This is a genomic window from Demequina gelatinilytica (genome assembly GCF_000971115.1).
In the GTDB taxonomy this organism is placed as follows: domain Bacteria; phylum Actinomycetota; class Actinomycetes; order Actinomycetales; family Demequinaceae; genus Demequina; species Demequina gelatinilytica.
The window spans coordinates 61,517-83,273 of the sequence record NZ_BBLV01000014.1; the positions used below are offsets into that span (position 1 = coordinate 61,517).

Consider the following 21,757-nt stretch of genomic DNA (forward strand, 5'->3'; position numbering starts at 1 on the left):
TGCCCTGGCATGCGGCCCGGTTGGAGTGGATGTCCCATCACGTTCCGTCCCCGGTCACCGCTAGGCTCGGAACGTTCCCGGAAAACCGGCCGCGTCGCCTCCCTGGCAGCGCGGCCCGACCTTGGAGGAAGAATGGCCGACTACACGCTGCCGGACCTCAGCTACGACTATGGTGCCCTCGACCCGTACATCGCGGGCGAGATCATGGAGCTCCACCACAGCAAGCACCACGCCGCCTACGTCGCCGGCGCGAACACCGCGCTCGAGAAGATGGCGGGCGCGCGCGAGTCCGGCGACTTCGGCGCCATCGCGGGCCTCGAGAAGGCGCTCGCCTTCAACCTGGGCGGCCACACCAACCACTCGGTGTTCTGGACCAACATGTCGCCCGACGGCGGCGACAAGCCCGAGGGCGAGCTGGCCGCGGCGATCGACGAGCACTTCGGCTCGTTCGACGGCTTCCGCGCGCACTTCACCAACAACGCCATGACCATCATGGGCTCCGGCTGGTCGATCCTCGCGTGGGACACGATCGGCAAGAAGCTCATCATCGTCCAGCTCTACGACCAGCAGGGCAACGTCCCCGTGGGCCTCATCCCGCTGCTCATGCTCGACATGTGGGAGCACGCGTTCTACCTGCAGTACAAGAACGTCAAGGCCGACTACGTCAACGCGTGGTGGAACGTCGTGGACTGGGCCAACGTCCAGCAGCGCTTCATCACGGCGACGGCCACGCAGGGGCTCATCGTCGCCTAGGCGCCCGCGCATCGTCCGCAGGGGCGGTCTCCCGCAGGGGAGGCCGCCCCAGCGTGCGTCCCAGCCCCGCTCCTGCTCCGGCACCAGGGAGGACGCTACGGTGGGAGCATGGCTACCACCGGCTCGCACCTCGAGGAGACCGCCGAGGACGAGATCGAGCACCGCCCCATGATGTGGCTGCTGCTCGTCACGCTGGTGGTCCTGCAGTTCGGGTACCCGGTGACGTACGGGGGCACCGCGTGGACGCTCGTCTACCTGCTGACCTACATCGGCATCGTCGTGTTCAGCATCCGCCGCGCGAACGCCGACCGCCGCCGGTACTGGCCGCTCTTCATCGCCTCGCTCGGCCTGGTCGTGGGGACCACGTGGTACGCGTTCGAGCAGCAGGACGCGACCGCGGTCGCAGCGATGCTCGCCAGCATGGGGGTGCTCCAGCTCGCGCTCGTGGTGACTCTTGCGCGCTCGCTCGTGAGCCCGCCTCCGGGCGTCCGCACCATCGACCTCCTGCTCGTGGCGGTGTGCACGTACCTGCTGCTCGGCGGCGTCTTCGGCGTCGTGTCCAGCCTCATCGAGCTCGCCCACCCCGGCAGCTTCGCCGATCCCAACGCAGCGACCGGCACCCTCACCTGGCAGGGCCTGACCTATGGAAGCTACGTGACGCTCGCGACGCTCGGCTTCGGCGACATCGTCCCGGTGACACCGTGGGCGCGCTCGCTATGGTCCTTCGAGGCGGTGCTCGGGACCCTCTACGTGGCTGTGGTCATCGCCCGCCTGGTGGGCGTCGCGGGCTTCGCCCCGCGCGACACCGACCCCTCCTGACGGGCTACGCCCCCACGTACTCGGCGAGATGCTCGCCCGTGAGGGTCGACCGCGCGGCGACCAGGTCCGCCGGGGTCCCCTCGTAGACGATGCGCCCGCCGTCGTGGCCGGCACCCGGTCCGAGGTCGATGATCCAGTCCGCATGCGCCATGACGGCCTGATGATGCTCGATCACGATGACGGAGCGCCCGGAGTCCACCAGGTGGTCGAGGAGCCCGAGCAGGTGCTGGACGTCCGCGAGGTGCAGCCCGGTGGTCGGCTCGTCGAGCACGTACACGCCGCCCTTGTCCCCCATGTGGACCGCGAGCTTGAGGCGCTGCCGCTCCCCGCCGGACAGCGTCGACAGCGGCTGTCCCAGGCTCAGGTAGCCGAGCCCCACCGCCGCGAGCCGCTCGACGATCGCGGCTGCGGCCGGCGTGCGGGCCTCGCCCTCGGCGAAGTACTCGCGCGCCTCGGTGACGGGCATCTCGAGCACGTCGGCGATCGAGCGGCCGCCCAGGGTGTACCCGAGCACCGACGCCTGGAAGCGACGCCCCTCGCACTCCTCGCACGTCGACGACACGGTCGCCATCGGGCCCAGGTCGGTGAAGATCACGCCCGCGCCGTTGCACACGGGGCACGCGCCCTCGGAGTTCGCGCTGAACAGCGCGGGCTTCACCCCGTTGGCCTTGGCGAAGGCCTTGCGGACCGGCTCGAGCAGTCCGGTGTAGGTCGCGGGGTTGGACCGCCGCGAGCCCTTGATGGCCGTCTGGTCGACGTAGACCACGTCCTCCCCGGCCGGGATGGAGTCCCGGATCAGCGAGCTCTTGCCGGATCCCGCCACACCGGTCACCACGCACAGCACGCCCAGCGGGATGTCGACGTCGACGTCCTTGAGGTTGTGGGACGCCGCGCCGCGCACCTGGATGGTCCCGGTGGCGTCGCGCACCGCCTCCTTGAGCCGGGCGCGGTCGTCCAGATGACGACCGGTGAGGGTGCCGCTCGCGCGCAGCGCGGCGACGCTGCCCTCGAAGCACACGGTCCCTCCCCCGGCGCCGGCACCGGGGCCCAAGTCCACCACGTGGTCCGCGATCGCGATCGCCTCGGGCTTGTGCTCGACCACGAGCACGGTGTTGCCCTTGTCCCGCAGACGTACCAGGAGGTCGTTCATCCGGCGGATGTCATGCGGGTGGAGGCCCACGGTCGGCTCGTCGAACACGTAGGTCACGTCGGTGAGCGAGGAGCCCAGGTGCCGGATCATCTTGACGCGCTGCGCCTCGCCGCCGCTCAGGGTCCCGGACGGCCGGTCGAGCGAGAGGTAGCCCAGCCCGATCTCCACGAAGCCCTCGCACAGGTCCGCCAGCGAGCGCAGCAGCGGCGCGACGGTCGGCTCCTCGAGCGAGCGCACCCACGTCGCGAGGTCGGTGATCTGCATCGCGCACGCGTCGGCGATGCTCACGCCCGCGATCCGCGATGCGCGGGCGCCCTCCGCGAGCCGCGTGCCGACGCATTCGGGGCACGTCTGGAAGGTGACGGCACGCTCCACGAACGCACGGATGTGCGGCTGCATCGAGTCGACGTCCTTGGACAGCATCGACTTCTGGATCTTGGGCACCAGGCCCTCGTAGGTGAGGTTGATGCCCTCGGCCTTGACCTTCCGGGGCTTCGCGTAAAGGAACTCCTCGCGCTGCTTCGCGGTGAAGTCCTTGACCGGCACGTCCCCAGGCACCACGTTGGCGATGAGCCGCACGGCCCAGCCGTCGGCGGTGTAGCCGGGGACCGTGATCGCGCCCTCCTTGAGCGTCAGCGACTCGTCCACCAGCTGGCCGAGGTCGATGTCGGAGACGTTCCCCATGCCCTCGCAGCGCGGGCACATGCCGCCCAGCTGCGAGAACGGCCGGACCTCCTTCTTGCCCCCGGAGACGGAGATCGCGCCCTGGCCCGAGACCGAGGGCACGTTGAAGGAGTACGCCTGCGGGGAGCCGAGGTGAGGGTCGCCCAGCCTGCTGAAGAGGATCCGCAGGAGCGCGTTCGCATCGGTCACCGTGCCGACAGTCGAGCGCGCGTTGGCGCCCAGGCGCTCCTGGTCCACGATGATCGCGGTGGTGAGCCCCGCGAGCCGGTCGACATCGGGCCGCGCGAGCGTGTCCATGAACCCCTGCACGAACGCCGAATAGGTCTCGTTGATCATGCGCTGCGACTCCGCGGCGATGGTGTCGAAGACCAACGAGCTCTTGCCGGAGCCGGACACCCCGGTGAACGCCGTGATACGGCGCTTGGGGATCGCGACCGTGACGTCCTTGAGGTTGTTCTCACGGGCACCTTCGACCCGGATCAGGTCGTGGGTGTCGGCGACGTGCGCGGGCTCGGGCATGGGGGCTCCCGTCGTGGGGGACGATGCGACGGTCACCATTGTGGCGTGGCGCACCGACATCGCGCGTTCAGGGCGCGAGGTCGAGCACCATCGTGTCCGCCTCGCCGGACCTGCCGACCGTGACGAAGCCGCTCCGGACGTACAGGCGCCGGGCACCGTCGTTGCCGTCCTCGACGCTGAGGCTGAGGCCGCGCAGCCCTGTCTCGCGGGCCCGAGCCACGAGCGCGTCGAGCAGCGCGCTCCCGATCCCGCGGCCGCGGTGGGAGCGCGACACGCCGAGCCCGAGCTCGGGGATGTCGGCCGCGACGTAGCCGTAGCCGGGACGGCCCGGCTCCGCGAACCGCCACCACCCCGCGCCCACCGGTGACCCCGCATCGTCCACGGCGACCAGGGCCAGGTCACCTGCCCTGGACCCCCACTCGGCCGCATACGCCGACACGTGCGGATGGGCGAGGACCGACTCGAGCGTCCAGCCCTGGTTGCCCCTCCAGTCGAAGGCGTCGACCACGAACGGGAGGAGCTCGAGCCCGGGATCGCCGTCGAGGTCACGGATCAGCATGGCGCCGATGATGGCACACGGGGCCGCGCCGCGCGTGCGGCCCGCCTCAGTAGCCGGCGGGCTTCGAGTCCTTGCCGTCGAGCCACAGCCGGGCGGAGGGATCCGCGTGAGTGCCGCCCGAGCCCACGTGCTTGGGATCGACCGCGTCCCCCTTGGTGATGACGTGCACCATCGCCATCGCATGCCCGCGCCCGAGGCCGTAGTCGTCGCGGAGCCACTCCACGATAGGCGTGGCCTTGGTGCCCGGCCCCCATCCCTTGGCATGAGCCAGATCGACAAGCTGGCGCGGGGTCAGGCCGGTCTTGGCCTCGACCGCGTCGAGATACGCCTGGAAGGACACGAGCGGCTCCGTTCCGGGCATCTCCCCGACGCCCTGCTGGCACCTTAGGTCGGGTGCCGATGATGATCAACCGCGACCGGGACCGCACGCGGAAGCGGCCCGCCCCCACCGGGGACGGGCCGCTTCCGAGAACGCCTGAGGTCAGTGCGCGTGCTGGCCGCGCGAGAACTCCATGACCCAGCCGACCAGGCCGAAGACGCCGACCACGGCAGCGGGCGCCATGATCCACCAGCCCACGGCCATCGCGACGAACGCGAGGGCTGCGCCGGCGCCGCACAGCAGCGGCCACCAGCTCCACGGCGCGAACGTGCCCTGCACGCCCGCATCCTCGGAGATCTCGGCGTCCTCACGGTCCTCGGCGCGCTTCCCGTGACGCTTCTCGAGCATCTTGAAGTACACCGCGACCATCGCGAACATGCCGCCGGTCAGGTAGATCGCGAGGAACCCGACCCACTCGGACCAGTGGGTGAAGATGCCGTACGCGGTGCCGGCAAGGAAGAAGAAGGCTCCGGGGACGATGAAGACGTTGGCTTCGGTACGCATGCTGGATCCTCCTTACGCGACCGGCGCGTGGTCGGTCGAGTCGCGCTCGGCCTGGTGGTGGTCCCGTGCCGCGGCACCGGGGTGGTGCAGGTCGAACGCGGGGCGCTCCGAGCGGATGCGCGGGATGGACGTGAAGTTGTGGCGCGGCGGCGGGCAGGACGTCGCCCACTCGAGCGAGTTGCCGAAGCCCCACGGGTCGTCGACCTCCACCCGGGGCGCCTTGCGCGAGGTGATGTAGACGTTCCAGAAGAACGGCAGCGTCGAGGCGGCGAGCACGAACGCGCCGATGGTCGACAGCTGGTTCATCCACGTGAAGCCGTCCTCGGGCATGTAGTCGACGTAGCGACGCGCCATGCCCCACGCACCGAGCCAGTGCTGGACCAGGAAGGTGGTGTGGAAGCCGACGAACAGCAGCCAGAAGTGGATCTTGCCCAGCCGCTCATCGAGCATCTTGCCGGTGAACTTGGGCCACCAGAAGTAGAAGCCGGCGAACATCGCGAACACCACGGTGCCGAACACCACGTAGTGGAAGTGCGCGACCACGAAGTACGAGTCGGACAGCGGGAAGTCGAGCACCGACGAGCTCAGGATGATGCCCGTGAGGCCGCCGAAGAGGAACGTGACCAGGAAGCCGATCGACCACAGCATCGGCGTCTCGAAGGTGATCTTGCCCCTCCACATGGTGCCGATCCAGTTGAAGAACTTCACACCGGTCGGGACCGCGATGAGCATCGTCATGAACGAGAAGTACGGCAGCAGCACCGCGCCGGTGACGTACATGTGGTGCGCCCACACGGTCACGGACAGCGCGGCGATCGCGATGGTCGCGTACACGAGGCCGTGGTAGCCGAACAGCGGCTTGCGCGAGAACACCGGGAAGATCTCGGAGACGATGCCGAAGAACGGCAGCGCGATGATGTACACCTCGGGATGGCCGAAGAACCAGAACAGGTGCTGCCACAGGATGGCGCCGCCGTTGTCCGGGTTGAAGACCTGCGAGTGGAGCACGCGGTCCGAGCCGAGCGCGAACAGCGCCGACGCGAGCGGGGGGAACGCGAGCAGCACCAGCATCGACGTCACCAGGATGTTCCAGGTGAAGATCGGCATGCGGAACATGGTCATGCCCGGCGCGCGCATGGTGACGATGGTGGTGATGAAGTTCACCGAGCCGAGGATGGTGCCGAAGCCGCCGAGCGCGAGGCCGAAGACCCACAGGTCCCCGCCCACGCCGGGCGAGTAGATCGAGTTCGACAGCGGCGCGTAGGCGAACCAGCCGAACGACGCCGCGCCCTGGGGCGTGAAGAAGCCCGCCATCGCGATGACGCCGCCGAAGAGGTAGAGCCAGTACGCGAGCATGTTGAGTCGCGGGAACGCGACATCGGGCGCACCGATCTGCAGCGGCATGATGAAGTTCGCGAAGCCCGCGAACAGCGGGGTGGCGAACAGCAGCAGCATGATCGTGCCGTGCATCGTGAACAGCTGGTTGTACTGCTCGGCCGACTGCACCACCTGCATGCCGGGCTCGAAGAGCTCGGCGCGGATCAGCAGCGCGAGCAGACCGCCCACGACGAAGAAGAAGAACGACGTGATCAGGTACATGTACCCGATGGTCTTGTGGTCGGTGGAGGTGATCCACTTGATGACCAGCGAGCCGCGACGCGTGGGCGCGGCGGGGATGGAGACGGTGCGCTGGGTGTCAGCGGCCTCGTAGGGGACGGTGGCCATCAGGACTGAGCCTCCTCGTGCTCCTCGGTGAGCTGGACCACCTGGTCGCGGCTGTACTCGTCGACGCCGATCTGACCCTCGTAGCCCGCAGCGCGGAGCTCATCCATGTGCGCGTCGTACTCCTCGCGGGAGACGACCTTGACGTTGAACAGCATCGAGGCGTGGTACTCGCCGCAGAGCTCGGCGCACTTGCCCTGATACGTGCCCTCCTCGGTGGGGGTCACCTGGAAGGTGTTGGTGCGGCCGGGGACCGCGTCGACCTTGTAGAGGAAGGCGGGGATCCAGAACGAGTGGATGACGTCGCGCGACTCGATGGTGAACTCGACGTTCTCGTCGACCGGGAGGTAGAGCGTGGGGAGCGTCTCCTCGACACCCTCCTCGCCGGTGAGCGTCGCCTGGACGCCCGGGTCGTAGACATCGTCGTCGATGTAGTTGAAGTCCCAGCTCCACTGCTTGCCGACCACGTTGATCTGGATGTCGGGCTCGGCCGACGTGTCCTGGATCGCGGCGATGTCCTCGGCGGTGTACTTGAACAGCACGCCGATCATGAGCAGCGGGACGATGGTGTACATCAGCTCGAGCGGGATGTTCGCACGCGTCTGCATGGGGAGCTTGTTGTCCCCCTTGCGCTTGCGGTAGACCGCCACGCACCACAGGATCAGGCCCCACGTGATGGCGCCGACGGCGAGCGCGGCGATCCAGGAGCCGTTCCACAGGGTGATGATCCGACCCGTGTGGTTGGTGATGTCAGGGGAACTCGGGAGGGCGCCGTTCTCGATGCCGTTGGCGCATCCTGCCAGGAGGGACGTCAGTCCCAGGACAGCGATGCCTGCCAGGGCTTTTCCGGGCACGCGGGGACGTGAAAGCAGGGACACACGGGCAGTGTAGCGCGCTGTACGGTGAAGCCATGCAGGCCGCACGCATGTTCCTGGACGCCTCGGGGTCCTCCCCTATGACGAACAGGACGCTCGAGGCGTTCCACTCCGGTCTCGCGGACGGGTGGGCCGACCCGAGCCGTCTGCACACCGAGTCGCGACGTGCCAGGCAGCTCGTCGATGCATCGCGCGAGGCGCTCGCCGAGGCGCTCGGCTCGCGACCCGAGCACACCTTCCTGTCGCAGTCGCCGCACCTGGCGATCGAGCGTGTGCTCGCGGGCGTCTTCACGGCGCGTCGGGGGCGCGACCGCATCGTCGCCTCGGCGGTCGAGCGCGACGCGACGCTGCACGCCGCGCACCACCTCACCGGAGGCCGCGTCACCACGGTGCCGGTCGACCGGCTCGGCCATGTCGACCTGGACGCCTTGTCGCACGAGCTCGGCGTTCCCGACGTCGCGCTCGCCGCGGTGCAGCACGCGAACCACGAGATCGGCACCGTGCAGCGGCTCGACGCGGTCATGGAGGCGGCCTCGGCCGCCAAGGTGCCGCTCGTGGTGGACGCGACCGCGAGCATCGGTCACGGACCTGCGCCCGAGCATTGGGACGCCATGGTCGCCAACCCCGCGGACTGGGGCGGCCCTGCCGGTCTCGGCGTGGTCGCGATGCGCCCGCGTACGCGCTGGCTGCCCGCGTGGCCCGAGGGCGACGACTGGGCGCCGGGCGGGCTGCTCGTGCCCGCGGTGCTCGCCGCGGCGGTCGCGCTCCAGGAGCGCCTCGAGCAGCGCGACGCGACGCAGGGGCGCCTGCGAGGGCTCGTCGACCGGGTGCGGGCGACGGCCGCGACGTGGCCCGGCGTCGACGTGGTCGGCGACCCGGATGAGCGGCTCCCCCATGTGGTGACGTTCTCGTGCCTCTACGTCGACGGCGAGGCGCTGCTGTCACGTCTGGATCGCGAGGGCATCGCGGTCGGATCCGGCTCCGCGTGCACCACCAGCACGCTCGAGCCGAGCCGCGTCCTCGCCGCGGTCGGTGCGCTGAGCCACGGCAACGTGCGGCTGGGCCTGCACCCCGGCGTCACCGACGCGGACGTCTCGCGCCTGCTCGCCCTCATGCCCCGGGTGCTCGCCGATCTTCGCGCCGAGGCCGGCGCGCCGGAGCTGTGACGTGACCGCGGACGATGCGGCCGTCGGGGACGGCGCCCACGTCACGGTCGACGCGACCGGGCTGCTGTGCCCGCTGCCGATCATCGAGCTCGCGAAGGCGGCACGTGGTCGGGAGCCCGGTACCGAGCTCACGGTGCTGTGCACCGACCTCGCTGCACGGATCGACGTGCCCGCATGGGCCCGCATGACCGGCAACGAGTTCGTGGGGGAAAGCGAAACGGACGGTGAAGGCGTAGCCCTCACCGTCCGTCTGCGCTGAATCAGATCAGCTGAAGGAGTCTCCGCACGCGCAGGAGCTCGAGGCGTTCGGGTTGTCGATGGTGAAACCCTGCTTCTCGATGGTGTCCGCGAAGTCGATCGTCGCACCGTCGAGGTACGGGACCGACATCTTGTCGACAACGACCTCCACGCCGTCGAAGTCGCGGATCGCGTCCCCGTCCAGCGCACGCTCGTCGAAGTAGAGCTGGTAGATGAGGCCCGAGCAACCGCCGGGCTGCACCGCGAGGCGCAGTCGAAGGTCGTCGCGGCCCTCCTGCTCGAGCAGGCTCCTGACCTTGGCCGCCGCAGCATCGGTGATGACGACGCCGTGCGACTTGGTCTCGGTTGCGATATCAGTCACTGACGCCTCCTCTCTCTCGGTGTTGATTCAAGCGTACGCCGGTCCGCAGGTATTCCGTACCCCCGGCTCGCGAATTGGTGGACATGTCACCGATTCGGCGTCCAGGTCTGCGCCACGCGGCGGATCTGATCCCTGAGACCGTCCTCCCCCGGGGCTCCCTCGTGCGCCGAGACGATGCCCGCAGCCATCAGGTCCCGCATGCCGACGCCGAGCTCGGCGGCGACCACCACGCACGGGACGCCGCGACGCGCAGCCAGGGCTGCTGCGGCCGAGGCGGCGCCGTGGTCCAGGTCCGAGGCATGAAGGCGCCCGACGACGGCGACCACCACATCCGCGTCCGCTGCGGCCGCCTCGAGGCCGGTGAGGGCCGCGAGGGCCGCCGCCGCCGGCGCCAGCCGCGCTCCCATCGCACCGAGGACGTAGGCGAGCCCTCCGGCGGCGCCCGAGCCGGGCTGGTCGGACAGGCGTGACGGGCCGATCAGCGCGCGACGCGACGCGACCGCATCGGCCTCGCGAGCCACCGCGGTCCAGCGCTCCTCCTGCTCCTGCGCCGCGAGGGCGAGCGCCGCATCGTGCTCCCGTCCGTCGCGCACGGCGGCGCTCATCCCGGTGAACCCGAGGAGCGGGCGGTCCGCGCCCACGAGCGCGACCACATCCAGGTCCGCCACGGCGGCGCGCGCGGCCTCGAGCCCGCCGCCCCAGACGTCGACGGCGTCCCCGGCGGGCGCCTCATCGCCGAGCGGGACCACCACGGGCCCCTTCTCCCCCGCCGCGGCGAGCCCCAGCAGCGCGGCGCGCAGCGCGGACGGCTCCCAGCGGGCGCCGGAGGCCGGCGCCAGCACCAGCGCCGGGCCCACCCGGCGAGCGAGCGCCCCGCCGACGCGATGCTCCGTGCCGATCAGCGCATCGGCGCTGCGCGGGCCGCCCGAGGGCGTCGGGACCACGTCGAGCGACACGTGCGAAGCAGTGGCGGACCAGGCATCTCGGACGATCCGGGCGGTGTCGGGAGGAGGGAGTGTCCCAGCACCCCCACGGGGCCAGCTCTGGGCGGCGATGACGGCACGCATGGCCTCAAGTGTGCCCTGCCATGCATGCGACAATGTGCGAATGACCCAGACCTTCCACGAGCCCTCGCCGTCTGCGCTGATGCTCCTGGGCGAGCGTCGCGACCCGCTGTCGGAGCGTGGCGTCGACTGCCCGGGCACCCTGCCGTCGCCCTCGGATCCCGATCTGGTGGACCGCGCCCGCGCCGCCAAGGAGGCGCTCGGTGACCGCGTGTTCATCCTCGGTCACCACTATCAGCGCGACGAGGTCATCCAGTTCGCGGACGTCACGGGCGACTCGTTCAAGCTCGCGCGCGACGCGGCCGCGCGTCCCGCGGCTGAGTTCATCGTGTTCTGCGGCGTGCACTTCATGGCGGAGTCCGCGGACATCCTCACGTCCGACGTGCAGCAGGTCATCCTGCCGGACATGGCAGCCGGCTGCTCGATGGCCGACATGGCCAACATCAACCAGGTGGACGATGCCTGGGCCCAGCTCGAGGAGGCCGGCATCGCCTCCCGCACGGTGCCCGTCACGTACATGAACTCGACCGCCGCGATCAAGGCGTTCTGCGGGGAGCACGGCGGCGTGGTCTGCACGTCCTCCAACGCCGAGGTCGCGCTCGACTGGGCCTTCGGCCAGGTGGGCGGCGTCGACGGCGACGGCAAGGTGCTGTTCCTGCCCGACCAGCACCTGGGACGCAACACGGCGGTCCTGCAGCTCGGCCTGTCCCTCGACGACTGCATCGTCTGGGACCCCCGCAAGCCGCTGGGCGGCAACACGCCCGAGGCGGTCGAGGCTGCCCGGATGATCCTGTGGAAGGGCCACTGCTCGGTGCACGGCCGCTTCCGCAAGGCGCACGTCGACCGCTTCCGTGAGGAGGTGCCCGGCATCAACGTGCTGGTGCACCCGGAGTGCACGCATGAGGTGGTCACGGCGGCCGACATGGTCGGCTCGACCGAGTACATCATCAAGGCCCTCGACGCGGCCGAGCCCGGCTCGTCCTGGGTGATCGGCACCGAGCTCAACCTGGTGCGCCGCCTCGCGAACGCGCACCCGGACAAGGACATCCACTTCCTCGAGGACACGGTCTGCTTCTGCTCGACGATGAACCGCATCGACCTCCCGCACCTCGTGTGGGCGCTCGAGTCGCTGGTCGCCGGCGATGTGCCCAACGTCATCGTCGTGGACGACGAGACCCAGCGGCTCGCGAAGATCGCGCTCGACCGTATGCTCGCGCTTCCCGCCAAGAACCCTGCCAAGGACTGATCTAGACACCATGAGCGACAAGAACACCCCCGAGACCGACCTCCCCGGCGTCGAGGTCCCCGGTAAGAAGGGCAAGCCGACCCCGAAGCGCAAGGACCAGGAGGCGCTGCGCAGGCGCCCGGTCATCGCCGACACCAAGGCGGCCAAGAAGCAGCAGCGCGAGCAGCAGCGGACGGCGCGCGACAAGGAGTGGCAGGCGATGCGCGAGGGCGACGAGCGGCACATGCCGCTCGAGCACCGCGGCCCCGAGCGCCGGTTCCTCCGCGACTACGTCGACGCGCGCACCGCGCCGGGCGAGTTCCTGCTCCCCCTGTCGATCGTCTTCGTGATCCTGTCGCTCGCGGTGACGGGCGCCGCGGCGGTCGCGCTCATCGCGCTGTTCTACTTCATGGTGCTCGTGGTCGGCATCGAGACCTTCATCATGACGCGCCGCCTCAAGAAGCGCTTCATCGCGAAGTTCGGCGAGAACAAGCTCCCCCGCGGCTGGACGTTCTACGTCATCGCGCGCCACCTCAACCTGCGACGCTTCCGCGCGCCCAAGCCGAAGGTCAAGCGGGGCGAGTACCCCGTCTGAACCGCATCGTCCCGAAGGGCGTCCTCGGCACAGGTCCATCCCTGTGCCCTGGGCGCCCTTCGCGCTTCGCGGCGCACCCTGGTGCCGGAGATGTGTCCTAGGGTCGAGGGATGGTCAACTATCGCTACCTCGGCAACTCCGGGCTCAAGATCACCGAGCTCACCTACGGCAACTGGATCACCCACGCATCACAGGTCGAGAACGACCAGGCGAAGGCGTGCGTGCAGGCCGCCCTCGACGTGGGCATCAGCTCCTTCGACACCGCGGACGTGTACGCGAACACCCAGGCCGAGGTGGTCCTGGGCGAGGCGCTCAAGGGCGAGCGGCGCGAGAGCCTCGAGATCTTCACCAAGGTGTTCTGGTCCACCGGCCCCGGCGGCGCCAACGACATGGGCCTGTCCCGCAAGCACATCATGGAGTCCATCAACGGGTCGCTGAAGCGGCTCCAGACCGACTACGTCGATCTCTACCAGGCGCACCGCTACGACTACGACACGCCGCTCGAGGAGACGATGAGCGCGTTCGCGGACATCGTCCACGCCGGCAAGGCGCACTACATCGGCGTCAGCGAATGGACCGCGGACCAGATCCGCGCGGGCGCCGCGCTCGCGAAGGAGCTGCGCATCCCGTTCGTGTCCTCGCAGCCCCAGTACTCGATGCTGTGGCGCGTCATCGAGGACCAGGTGGTGCCCGCCTCGAAGGAGGTGGGCGTGAGCCAGATCGTCTGGTCGCCCGTCGCGCAGGGCGTGCTCACCGGCAAGTACAAGCCCGGCCAGCCGGCCCCCGCGGGTTCGCGCGCGACCGACGAGAAGTCCGGAGCGCGCTTCATCGAGCGCTGGATGGGCGAGGACATCCTCACGCGCGTCCAGGGGCTGCAGCCCATCGCGGACGAGCTGGGCCTCACCATGGCGCAGCTCGCGATCGCGTGGGTGCTGCAGAACGACAACGTCGCCGCGGCGATCATCGGCGCCTCGCGCCCCGAGCAGGTGCGCGACAACGCGAAGGCCTCCGGCGTGGAGATCCCCGCAGAGCTCATGACCAGGATCGACGAGGTCCTGGGAGACGTGGTCGAGCGCGACCCCGCCCGCACCACGGAGGCCGGCCCCGCGCACCGCTGAGCCGTCCCGCATGACGAAGGCCCCGGGGGGTGACCCCGGGGCCTTCGCTGCATCAAAGGAGAAAACAATGCGTGCACGCCTGGCAGGTGCGTGCATGAGGGGAACGCACGGACCCTCGCGTCTGTTCCCGCCCCGGGCGCACACTGGAGGCGTGGACATGTTGCGCGACCGCGACGATGCGGGCGGGAGGCTCACGTGGCTCCTGTCGCCCCTCGTGACGCAGGGCGCAGGCACCGAGGCCGTGGTGCTCGCGCTGCCGCGCGGCGGGGTGCCCGTCGGCGCCGCGATCGCGCGCGGCCTGGGGCTCCCGCTCGACGTGTGCGTGGTGCGCAAGCTGGGCGCGCCGGGCAACCCCGAGTACGGCTTCGGCGCGATCGGCGAGGGCGGGGTGCGGGTGGTCGACGAGGACTCGATGCGCGCGCTCCAGCTCGACGAGGCCGACGTCGCGGCGGTCGAGGCGCGGGAGCGGGCGCGCCTGGACGATGCGGTGGCGCGGTACCGCGCGGTCCGCACCCGGGTACCGCTCGGCGGACGCACCGCGATCGTGGTCGACGACGGGATCGCGACGGGAGGCACGGCCAGGGCGGCGGCCCGCGTCGCGCGCGCGGCCGGGGCGACGCGGGTCATCGTCGCCGCGGGCGTCGCCGCGCCCGACTCCCTCCACGCGCTCATGCGCGACGGCAGCGCGGATCTCGCCCTCGCAGCTCTCATCCCGGACCGGCTCATGGCGGTGGGTCAGTGGTACCTCGACTTCTCGCAGACCCCCGATGCCGAGGTGCTGCGCCGCCTCGCCGAGGCGGGGTCAGCGCCCGCTGTCGGCGATGGCGAGGATGCGTGACGCCGCAGGCGACAGGCGGCGACGGGGGTCCCACACGGCCGCGAGCGGGCGCGTGAGCAGCGGCCCGTCGACACGGACACGATGCAGGCGGCCCGCCTCGACGTCGTCGCGAACGGCGCGCTCGCTCAGCGCGGCCACTCCCCCGCCCGCGAGCACCGTCGCCCGGATCGCTGCTGTGGTCGACAGCTCCGCCGCCGGCGCGGCCACGGAGTCCGGCCCGAGGACGCTCTCGAGCGCACGCTCGAGGGTGAGCCGCGTGCCGGAGCCCGGCTCGCGGCTGAGGAGCGGCGTGCGCGCGAGCTCGGCGGCCGACACCGAGGTGCGACGCGCCCAGGGATGCCCCGCGGCGACCACGATCGCGACCTCGTCGTGCGCGACCACGAGCGCCGCGAGCCGCGCGGGCGGCTCCGGCGTCTCGACGAAGCCGAGGTCGTAGGTGCCGGCACGGACGCGCTCGGCGACCGTCGCGCTGTTGACCGCCGTGAGCTCCACCTGCGCCGCGTCCGGCTCCGCCGCATAGGCGACGAGCCAGCCCGGGAGCAGATGCTCGGCGACGGTGAGGCTCGCGCCGATGCGCACATGCGCCGCGCGGTCCGACCTCAGAGCCGCGACGGCCGACTCGAAGCCGTCGACGTGCTGCAGCACCGTGCCCGCCCAGCCCGCCACCATCACGCCGTGGTCGGTCAGGGCGGTGCCGCGCGCGGTGCGCGAGAACAATGCGAGGCCCCAGCGTCGTTCGAGCGCGCGCATCCGCTGCGACACCGCCTGCTGGCTCACACCGAGCTGCTGGGCGGCGCCGGTGAGGCTCCCCCGAAGCTCGACCTCGACCAGCATCCGCAGCTCCTCGATCGACGTCGCCGCCATGCATCCTCCGTCACAACCTGTGCTTGTGGTTCGCCATGATTCTCGCACTACCGACCGCATGCTGCGCTTGGGATGGTGGGTCCATGACCATCTCCCGCATCGTGCCCGTCCCGCCGAACTGGTTCGCGGCCGTGATGGGGACGTCGATCATCGCCACCGCGGCGCACTCCCTCCCGGTGAGGCTCCCAGGCCTCGCGGCGCTCGCGTGGACCGCATGGGCGCTCGCCGGCATCCTGCTGGTGGCGGCCGTCGCGGGCACGGTCGCGCACCTGCGCAGCGACCCCGCGGCGCTGCGCGGATACCTCCTCGACCCCGCGGTCGCGCACTTCTACGGCGCACCGGCGATGGGCCTGCTCGCCTTCGGGACCGCGACGCTGCTGGTCGCGTCGCCCGTGCTCGGGGACGCGGCGCTCGCGATCGACATCGCGCTCTGGACGCTCGGCACGGCGCTCGGGCTCGCCACCGCGGTGGGGGTGCCGGTGCTCGCCTTCACGCGCCACCGCGTCGAGGCCGACGCCGCGACGGGAGCGTGGCTCATGCCGGTCGTCCCGCCCATGGTGTCCGCCGCCGCCGGCGCGCTGCTGCTGCCCCACCTCGAGGGGACGGCGGCGCAGACCATGGCGCTCGCCTGCTACGCGATGTTCGGCGCCTCCGCGCTTGCCGCGCTCGCCCTCATCCCCCAGGTCTGGTCCCGCCTCGCCCACCACGGGCGCGCCGAGCTGCGGACGGTGCCGACCATGTGGATCGTGCTGGGACCGCTGGGCCAGTCGGTGACCGCGGCGGGTCTGCTCGCGGACCATGCGGGCCCGGCGTTGGGGGTGACCGAGCACGCGCTCACGCTGTTCGCGCTGCTGTACGGGATCCCGGTGATGGGCTTCGCGCTGCTGTGGCTCGCGATCGCGGGCGCGGTGACCGCGGTCACGGCGCGGGAGGGCCTGCCGTTCTCGCTCGCGTGGTGGGCGTTCACGTTCCCCGTGGGGACCATGGTGACCGGGGCATCGTCCCTCGCTTCGCACACCGGCGCGGTGGCTCTCGATGCGGTCGCGGTCGCGCTGTTCGCCCTGCTGCTCGCCGGGTGGGGCGTGGCTGCGAGGGGGACCGTGCGAGACGCGCGCAAGGTGAGCGGCCCGCAGGAGCTCGTCGCGGCCTAGGGGTGCAGGTGCGCGTCCCGGCTCCGGAGGCGGGATCAGGAGGCGGTGAGCGACCGGTTGAGACGCGCGACCCACCACGGGCCCTGGTAGACGAAGGCCGTGTACACCTGGAGCAGCGTGGCCCCTGCCGCGAGGACCGCGCGCGCGTCCGGCTCGGAGGAGATCCCGCCCACGCCGATGAGGCACATGTCGGGACCCACGCGCGCCCTCAGGCGCGCGACCACCTCGAGAAGGCGCGGCAGCAGCACGGGGCCGGAGAGGCCGCCTGGTCCGCGGTCGTGCGCGATGGTCGTGTTCGACGCCACGATGCCGTCGAGCCCCAGCTCGAGAGCGAGCGCGGCGACGGCGTCCACGTCGTCGTCCGCAAGATCGGGGGCGATCTTCACCAGCAGCGGCACCTTGCGGTCGGCGACCGCCTGGTCCGCGGCCGCACGGGTCGCGGCCAGGATGGGACGCAGCGTCTCGACGGACTGCAGGTCGCGCAGGCCAGGGGTGTTGGGCGAGGACACGTTCACCACCAGGTAGGAGGCATACGGCGCGAGCAGCCGCGCCGAGTACGCGTAGTCTGCCGCCGCGTCCTCGGGTGCCGTCGTCTTGTTCTTGCCCAGGTTCACGCCGAGCACGATGCGTCGGCCGGCTGCGGTGGCGCGCAGCGCCGCGAGGCGGGCCGCCATCGCATCCGCGCCCTCGTTGTTGAACCCCATGCGGTTGCGCAGGCCGCTGACGTCCTTCTCGCGCCACGAGCGCGGCTTCTCGTTGCCCGGCTGGCCCTTCGGGGTCACGGTCCCCACCTCGACGAACCCGAAGCCCGCGGCCGCGAGCCCCGCGACCGCCTCCGCGTCCTTGTCCATGCCCGCCGCGAGACCCACGGGGGCAGGGAAGGTCAGCCCGAGCGTCTCCACCGCACCCGCGCGGTGGGGCCGGGCGACGAGGCCGACGGCACGCATGGTCCGGAAGGCCCAGGCGTTGCGGCCGATCGCGGCGACCCCGAAGCGGTGCGCACGCTCGGCGTCGACGTGCGAGAGGACATGGCGGTAGAGGGGGACGTACACGAGTCCCAAACTACCGGGGCTAGGCTCGACGCCATGACCTCCATCACCACCACCCAGGACCAGGTCGCGTCCCTCGAGGCCGACGCCATCATCGTCGGCTGGACGGCCGACAGCACCGTCGCAGCCCACCCGCTGCTCTCCGACGAGGCGCGCGAGACCATCGCCGCCGGCGCCGAGCTCCTCGACGCCTCCTCCAAGGCCGGCAAGGTCACCGTCGTGCCGGGCGCCGGCACCGAGGCCCGCCGCATCGTGGTCGTCGGCATCGGCTCGGGCTCGGACGCGGACCTCCGTGCCGCCGCCGGCGAGGCCTCGCGCCAGGTCGGCAAGAAGCCGTCCAAGGTCGTCGTCGCGCTCCCGATCGCATCGGACACGGACGCCGTCGCCATCGCGCAGGGCGCCGTGCTCGGCGCGTACACGTTCACCGACTACAAGTCCGACGAGAACGCCGGTACCGACACCGAGTGGGTCGTCGCCGGCGCCTCGGAGGCCGCGATCGAGCGCGCCACCATCCTGGTGCAGGCCGCCGCGGGCATCCGCGACCTCGTCAACACCCCGCCGCTGGACCTCTACCCCGGCTCGTTCGCCGAGGTCGCCGAGCAGCTGGGCGCCCAGGTCGGCGCCGAGGTCGAGGTCTGGGACGCGAACCGCCTCGCGACGGAGGGCTTCGGCGGCATCCTCGCCGTCGGCATGGGCTCCTCCCGCCTGCCGCGCCTGGTGAAGGTGGCCTACAAGCCCGAGGGTGCGACGCAGACCGTGGCGCTCGTGGGCAAGGGCATCACGTTCGACACCGGCGGCATCTCGCTCAAGCCGTCGAAGTCGATGGAGACCATGAAGTCCGACATGACCGGCGCCGCCACGGTGCTGCACGCCGTCATCGCGGCAGCGCGTGCCGAGCTCCCCATCGCGGTCACCGCCTGGCTGTGCATCGCGGAGAACATGCCCTCCGGCACCGCGCAGCGTCCCTCCGACGTCATCCGCATCTACGGCGGTCAGACCGTCGAGGTGCTCAACACCGACGCCGAGGGCCGCCTGGTCATGGCCGACGGCCTGGTCAAGGCACGCGAGGAGAACCCGGACGTGCTGCTCGACGTCGCGACCCTCACCGGCGCGCAGGGCGTCGCGCTCGGCACCCGCACCTCGGGGGTCATGGGCACCGCCGAGATCCGCGACGAGATCGTGGCCCGCGCGAACGAGGTCGACGAGGCGATGTGGGCGATGCCCCTGCCCGAGCACCTGCGCGAGTCGATCGACTCCAAGATCGCGGACCTGCAGAACATCGGCGACCCGCAGGGCGGCGGCATGCTCTCCGCCGGCATCTTCCTCCGCGAGTTCGTGGGCGACACCCCGTGGGCGCACCTCGACATCGCGCGCCCGTCCTACAACGAGGGCAAGCCGTGGGCCGAGAACGTCGCGGGCTCGACCGGGCACTCGCTGCGCACCCTGTTCCGCTTCCTCGAGGAGCGCGCGCAGGCGTGATCACGCGCTGAACGCCGCGAAGGCCCGGCCCCCGCGAGGGGGCCGGGCCTTTCCTCTGACAGTCCGAACGGAGCTGGTCCCGGATCGCGGGCGTGTCGGGCCGCAACCGTGGCGACACACCGCGAAACCGGGACGCCCTCCGTTGTGACTGTCGGCGCGCGTCGTGCGGGCGTCAGCCGTGGCTCTTGCGCTGCTTCTCGTTCCACTCGCGCATGCGCGACGGGTAGCCCGACAGGTTGACGTCGAAGGCGGGCAGCGAGAGCTGCTGCGCGAGCTTGCGCGCGGCGGCCTCGTCGGGGACCCGTCGGCGCGTCCACTCGCCCGTGTCGGCGACGATGACCATGGTCGTCTGCGTCACGCGCGTCGGCGGCTCGATGAAGGCCTCGCAACCGGTGTGGGACGCGACGAAGTCCTTGAGGTGAGCGATGGTCTCGGCCTTCGCATCTCGCCCCCCTCCCTGGGGAGACGATGTGTGCTTCGACCGCGACATCCACGAGAACAGACCCATGAGCCCAGCGTAGCCACCGGGTATCGTCACGGCGCGCAACGCGCACGGTTCTCGGGCGACTCGCACCGTGGCAAGATGAGGCGGTACAGACATCCCTTACAAGGAGATCCCATAGTGTCCGAGTCCACCCCACGCTCGTTTGATGTCCTCATCCTCGGCGGCGGGTCGGGCGGCTATGCCGCTGCCCTGCGCGCCTCCCAGCTCGGCCTCACGGTCGGACTGGTCGAGGAGTCGAAGGTGGGGGGCACGTGCCTCCATAACGGCTGCATCCCGACGAAGGCCCTTCTTCACGCCGCGGAGCTCGCGGACAACGCGCGCGAGGGCGAGAAGTACGGCGTCAACTCGCAGCTCCACGGCATCGACATGACCAAGGTGAACTCCTACAAGCAGGGTGTCATCGACCGCCTCTACCGCGGCCTCCAGGGCCTCGTGAAGTCGCGCAAGGTCCACGTCATCGAGGGCCACGGCCGTCTGGTCGGCCCCGACACCATCGAGGTGGACGGCGAGCGCTACACCGGCTCGAACATCATCCTCGGCACGGGCTCGTACGCGCGCTCGCTCCCCGGCCTCGAGATCGGCGGCCGTGTCATCACGTCCGACCAGGCGCTCGGCATGGAGTGGGTCCCGCAGCGCGCGATCGTGCTCGGCGGCGGCGTCATCGGCGTCGAGTTCGCCTCCGTGTGGAAGTCCTTCGGCGCGGACGTCACCATCGTCGAGGCGCTCCCCCACCTCGCCCCCAACGAGGACGAGGCGCTGTCCAAGGGGCTCGAGCGCGCGTTCCGCAAGCGCGGCATCAACTTCAAGGTCGGCGTCCGCTTCCAGGGCGTCGAGCAGTCCGATGCGGGCGTCAAGGTCACCCTCGAGGACGGCACCGTCCTGGAGGCCGACGTCATGCTGGTCGCCGTGGGCCGTGGCCCGCGCACCGCGGACCTCGGCTACGAGGAGCAGGGCATCCGCGTCGACCGCGGCTTCGTGCTCACCGATGAGCGCCTCCACACGGGCGTGGGCAACATCTACGCGGTCGGCGACATCGTCCCCGGCCTGCAGCTCGCGCACCGCGGCTTCCAGCAGGGCATCTTCGTCGCCGAGCAGATCGCGGGCCTCGCGCCGCAGCCGATCGTCGAGGCGAACATCCCGCGCGTCACCTACTGCGACCCCGAGGTCGCGTCCGTGGGCCTCACGGAGGCCAAGGCCAAGGAGCAGTACGGCGAGGACAAGGTCCAGACCCTCGAGTACAACCTCGGCGGCAACGGCAAGAGCCAGATCCTCGGCACCACCGGCTTCGTCAAGCTCGTGCGCGTCCAGGACGGACCCGTCGTCGGCGTCCACATGCTCGGCGCCCGCGTGGGCGAGCAGATCGGCGAGGCGCAGCTCATCGTGAGCTGGGAGGCGCACCCCGAGGACGTCGCCCCGCTCATCCACGCCCACCCGACGCAGAACGAGGCTCTCGGAGAGGCGCACCTCGCGCTCGCCGGCAAGCCCCTGCACGCCCACGACTGATCCGCTTCGACTGAGGAAGAAGAACCCATGAGCAACGACGTCACCCTTCCCGCTCTCGGCGAGTCCGTCACCGAGGGCACCGTCACCCGCTGGCTCAAGGCCGTCGGCGACACCGTCGCCGCGGACGAGCCGCTCCTCGAGGTCTCGACCGACAAGGTCGACACCGAGATCCCGTCGCCCTTCGCGGGCACGCTCCTCGAGATCCTCGTCCAGGAGGACGAGGAGGCCGAGGTCGGCGCGATCCTCGCGCGCATCGGCGAGGCCGGCGAGGCGCCTGCCGCCGCTCCGGCCCCCGAGGCCGCGACCCCGGCGCCCGAGGCCGCGCCCGCCCCGGTCGAGGAGCCGGCCCCGGCTCCCGCCGCACCGGCGCCCACCGCTGCCCCGGCCGCAGGCGGCCGCGACGTGACCCTTCCCGCGCTGGGCGAGTCCGTCACCGAGGGCACCGTCACCCGCTGGCTCAAGGCGGTCGGCGACTCCGTCGACGCGGACGAGCCGCTCCTCGAGGTCTCGACCGACAAGGTCGACACCGAGATCCCGTCGCCCTTCGCGGGCGTGCTCACGGAGATCCTGGTGGCCGAGGACGAGATCGCCGAGGTCGGCTCCGTGCTGGCCCGCAT

At 71.0% G+C, this 21,757-nt stretch carries 23 protein-coding genes; 12 read left to right on the top strand and 11 right to left on the bottom strand.

Annotated features, from left to right (window positions below):
* The first annotated feature begins 132 nt into the window (after positions 1-132).
* Positions 133-753, top strand: a complete 621-nt coding sequence (locus AOM00_RS11885; RefSeq protein WP_062517987.1) for a superoxide dismutase — start codon at positions 133-135, stop codon at positions 751-753.
* Positions 754-861: 108 nt separating this feature from the next.
* Complete coding sequence (locus AOM00_RS11890; RefSeq protein WP_062517988.1) at positions 862-1,572, top strand: potassium channel family protein; 711 nt, start codon at positions 862-864, stop codon at positions 1,570-1,572.
* Between the two features lie 4 nt (positions 1,573-1,576).
* Here the strand turns inward: AOM00_RS11890 and AOM00_RS11895 are convergent, their stop codons facing one another.
* From AOM00_RS11895 to ctaC, 6 genes are all read right to left on the bottom strand, one after another.
* On the bottom strand, positions 1,577-3,964 hold the full coding sequence (locus tag AOM00_RS11895) for an ATP-binding cassette domain-containing protein (protein WP_174442342.1): 2,388 nt from the start codon (positions 3,962-3,964) through the stop codon (positions 1,577-1,579).
* 28 nt (positions 3,965-3,992) lie between these two features.
* Positions 3,993-4,484, bottom strand: coding sequence for a GNAT family N-acetyltransferase (locus tag AOM00_RS11900; protein WP_062517990.1), 492 nt, complete (start codon positions 4,482-4,484; stop codon positions 3,993-3,995).
* A gap of 46 nt (positions 4,485-4,530) precedes the next feature.
* Positions 4,531-4,824, bottom strand: a complete 294-nt coding sequence (locus AOM00_RS11905) for a DUF4287 domain-containing protein (protein ID WP_062518009.1) — start codon at positions 4,822-4,824, stop codon at positions 4,531-4,533.
* Between the two features lie 141 nt (positions 4,825-4,965).
* Positions 4,966-5,367 carry a cytochrome c oxidase subunit 4 gene (locus tag AOM00_RS11910; protein ID WP_062517991.1) on the bottom strand — a complete coding sequence of 134 codons (402 nt, stop codon included), beginning with the start codon at positions 5,365-5,367 and terminating at the stop codon, positions 4,966-4,968.
* Between the two features lie 12 nt (positions 5,368-5,379).
* Entirely contained in the window at positions 5,380-7,092 is a 1,713-nt protein-coding gene (gene ctaD / locus AOM00_RS11915; protein ID WP_062517992.1) for an aa3-type cytochrome oxidase subunit I, read from the bottom strand.
* A complete protein-coding gene (gene ctaC / locus AOM00_RS11920; protein ID WP_169746849.1) occupies positions 7,092-7,967 on the bottom strand; it encodes an aa3-type cytochrome oxidase subunit II in 876 nt (291 codons plus the stop codon). The genes ctaD and ctaC overlap by 1 nt, the downstream gene beginning before the upstream one ends.
* Positions 7,968-7,999: 32 nt before the next feature.
* On the opposite strand from ctaC, the gene AOM00_RS11925 reads away from it, so the two are divergent.
* Both AOM00_RS11925 and AOM00_RS11930 read left to right on the top strand, forming a co-directional pair.
* Positions 8,000-9,130, top strand: coding sequence for a cysteine desulfurase family protein (locus AOM00_RS11925; protein WP_062517993.1), 1,131 nt, complete (start codon positions 8,000-8,002; stop codon positions 9,128-9,130).
* Between the two features lies 1 nt (position 9,131).
* Positions 9,132-9,389 carry a sulfurtransferase TusA family protein gene (locus tag AOM00_RS11930; RefSeq protein WP_062517994.1) on the top strand — a complete coding sequence of 86 codons (258 nt, stop codon included), beginning with the start codon at positions 9,132-9,134 and terminating at the stop codon, positions 9,387-9,389.
* Positions 9,390-9,395: 6 nt separating this feature from the next.
* Here the strand turns inward: AOM00_RS11930 and erpA are convergent, their stop codons facing one another.
* Positions 9,396-9,749, bottom strand: a complete 354-nt coding sequence (gene erpA / locus AOM00_RS11935; protein WP_062517995.1) for an iron-sulfur cluster insertion protein ErpA — start codon at positions 9,747-9,749, stop codon at positions 9,396-9,398.
* An 86-nt stretch (positions 9,750-9,835) separates the two neighbouring features.
* Positions 9,836-10,705, bottom strand: coding sequence for a glycerate kinase (locus AOM00_RS11940; protein WP_062517996.1), 870 nt, complete (start codon positions 10,703-10,705; stop codon positions 9,836-9,838).
* 151 nt (positions 10,706-10,856) lie between these two features.
* Here AOM00_RS11940 and nadA point away from each other — a divergent pair, with 151 nt between their 5' ends.
* The 4 genes from nadA (at position 10,857) to AOM00_RS11960 (ending at position 14,589) form a co-directional block, all read left to right on the top strand.
* Positions 10,857-12,059, top strand: coding sequence for a quinolinate synthase NadA (nadA, locus tag AOM00_RS11945; RefSeq protein ID WP_062517997.1), 1,203 nt, complete (start codon positions 10,857-10,859; stop codon positions 12,057-12,059).
* Between the two features lie 10 nt (positions 12,060-12,069).
* Positions 12,070-12,633: a DUF3043 domain-containing protein gene (locus AOM00_RS11950; protein ID WP_062517998.1), complete on the top strand. Its 564-nt coding sequence runs from the start codon at positions 12,070-12,072 to the stop codon at positions 12,631-12,633.
* A gap of 110 nt (positions 12,634-12,743) precedes the next feature.
* Positions 12,744-13,751, top strand: coding sequence for an aldo/keto reductase family protein (locus AOM00_RS11955; protein WP_062517999.1), 1,008 nt, complete (start codon positions 12,744-12,746; stop codon positions 13,749-13,751).
* A 157-nt stretch (positions 13,752-13,908) separates the two neighbouring features.
* Positions 13,909-14,589, top strand: coding sequence for a phosphoribosyltransferase (locus AOM00_RS11960; protein WP_062518000.1), 681 nt, complete (start codon positions 13,909-13,911; stop codon positions 14,587-14,589).
* Here AOM00_RS11960 and AOM00_RS11965 read toward each other — a convergent pair.
* Positions 14,554-15,453: a LysR family transcriptional regulator gene (locus tag AOM00_RS11965; RefSeq protein ID WP_062518001.1), complete on the bottom strand. Its 900-nt coding sequence runs from the start codon at positions 15,451-15,453 to the stop codon at positions 14,554-14,556. The two genes, AOM00_RS11960 and AOM00_RS11965, sit on opposite strands and share 36 nt — an antisense overlap.
* An 83-nt stretch (positions 15,454-15,536) precedes the next feature.
* Here AOM00_RS11965 and AOM00_RS11970 point away from each other — a divergent pair, with 83 nt between their 5' ends.
* Positions 15,537-16,604: a TDT family transporter gene (locus AOM00_RS11970; protein WP_062518002.1), complete on the top strand. Its 1,068-nt coding sequence runs from the start codon at positions 15,537-15,539 to the stop codon at positions 16,602-16,604.
* Between the two features lie 35 nt (positions 16,605-16,639).
* Here AOM00_RS11970 and AOM00_RS11975 read toward each other — a convergent pair whose 3' ends face one another.
* Entirely contained in the window at positions 16,640-17,656 is a 1,017-nt protein-coding gene (locus tag AOM00_RS11975) for a quinone-dependent dihydroorotate dehydrogenase (RefSeq protein WP_062518011.1), read from the bottom strand.
* Between the two features lie 33 nt (positions 17,657-17,689).
* Here AOM00_RS11975 and AOM00_RS11980 point away from each other — a divergent pair, with 33 nt between their 5' ends.
* Positions 17,690-19,132, top strand: a complete 1,443-nt coding sequence (locus AOM00_RS11980; protein ID WP_062518003.1) for a leucyl aminopeptidase — start codon at positions 17,690-17,692, stop codon at positions 19,130-19,132.
* Between the two features lie 172 nt (positions 19,133-19,304).
* Here AOM00_RS11980 and AOM00_RS11985 read toward each other — a convergent pair whose 3' ends face one another.
* Entirely contained in the window at positions 19,305-19,640 is a 336-nt protein-coding gene (locus tag AOM00_RS11985; protein ID WP_062518004.1) for a hypothetical protein, read from the bottom strand.
* 114 nt (positions 19,641-19,754) lie between these two features.
* Here AOM00_RS11985 and lpdA point away from each other — a divergent pair, with 114 nt between their 5' ends.
* Positions 19,755-21,140: a dihydrolipoyl dehydrogenase gene (lpdA, locus tag AOM00_RS11990; protein WP_439644931.1), complete on the top strand. Its 1,386-nt coding sequence runs from the start codon at positions 19,755-19,757 to the stop codon at positions 21,138-21,140.
* Between the two features lie 27 nt (positions 21,141-21,167).
* Positions 21,168-21,757, top strand: a 590-nt coding sequence (locus AOM00_RS11995; RefSeq protein WP_304524076.1) for a biotin/lipoyl-containing protein, incomplete at its 3' end; no start/stop codon positions are given.

Excerpts from the sequence above, each read along its gene's own strand:
- AOM00_RS11885 (WP_062517987.1), top strand. The coding sequence starts at position 133 with ATGGCCGACTACACGCTGCCGGACCTCAGCTACGACTATGGTGCCCTC.
- AOM00_RS11890 (WP_062517988.1), top strand. The coding sequence starts at position 862 with ATGGCTACCACCGGCTCGCACCTCGAGGAGACCGCCGAGGACGAGATC.
- AOM00_RS11895 (WP_174442342.1), bottom strand. The coding sequence starts at position 3,964 with ATGGTGACCGTCGCATCGTCCCCCACGACGGGAGCCCCCATGCCCGAG.
- AOM00_RS11900 (WP_062517990.1), bottom strand. The coding sequence starts at position 4,484 with ATGCTGATCCGTGACCTCGACGGCGATCCCGGGCTCGAGCTCCTCCCG.
- AOM00_RS11910 (WP_062517991.1), bottom strand. The coding sequence starts at position 5,367 with ATGCGTACCGAAGCCAACGTCTTCATCGTCCCCGGAGCCTTCTTCTTC.
- ctaD (WP_062517992.1), bottom strand. The coding sequence starts at position 7,092 with ATGGCCACCGTCCCCTACGAGGCCGCTGACACCCAGCGCACCGTCTCC.
- AOM00_RS11925 (WP_062517993.1), top strand. The coding sequence starts at position 8,000 with ATGCAGGCCGCACGCATGTTCCTGGACGCCTCGGGGTCCTCCCCTATG.
- nadA (WP_062517997.1), top strand. The coding sequence starts at position 10,857 with ATGACCCAGACCTTCCACGAGCCCTCGCCGTCTGCGCTGATGCTCCTG.
- AOM00_RS11950 (WP_062517998.1), top strand. The coding sequence starts at position 12,070 with ATGAGCGACAAGAACACCCCCGAGACCGACCTCCCCGGCGTCGAGGTC.
- AOM00_RS11955 (WP_062517999.1), top strand. The coding sequence starts at position 12,744 with ATGGTCAACTATCGCTACCTCGGCAACTCCGGGCTCAAGATCACCGAG.
- AOM00_RS11960 (WP_062518000.1), top strand. The coding sequence starts at position 13,909 with ATGTTGCGCGACCGCGACGATGCGGGCGGGAGGCTCACGTGGCTCCTG.
- AOM00_RS11965 (WP_062518001.1), bottom strand. The coding sequence starts at position 15,453 with ATGGCGGCGACGTCGATCGAGGAGCTGCGGATGCTGGTCGAGGTCGAG.
- AOM00_RS11970 (WP_062518002.1), top strand. The coding sequence starts at position 15,537 with ATGACCATCTCCCGCATCGTGCCCGTCCCGCCGAACTGGTTCGCGGCC.
- AOM00_RS11980 (WP_062518003.1), top strand. The coding sequence starts at position 17,690 with ATGACCTCCATCACCACCACCCAGGACCAGGTCGCGTCCCTCGAGGCC.
- AOM00_RS11985 (WP_062518004.1), bottom strand. The coding sequence starts at position 19,640 with ATGGGTCTGTTCTCGTGGATGTCGCGGTCGAAGCACACATCGTCTCCC.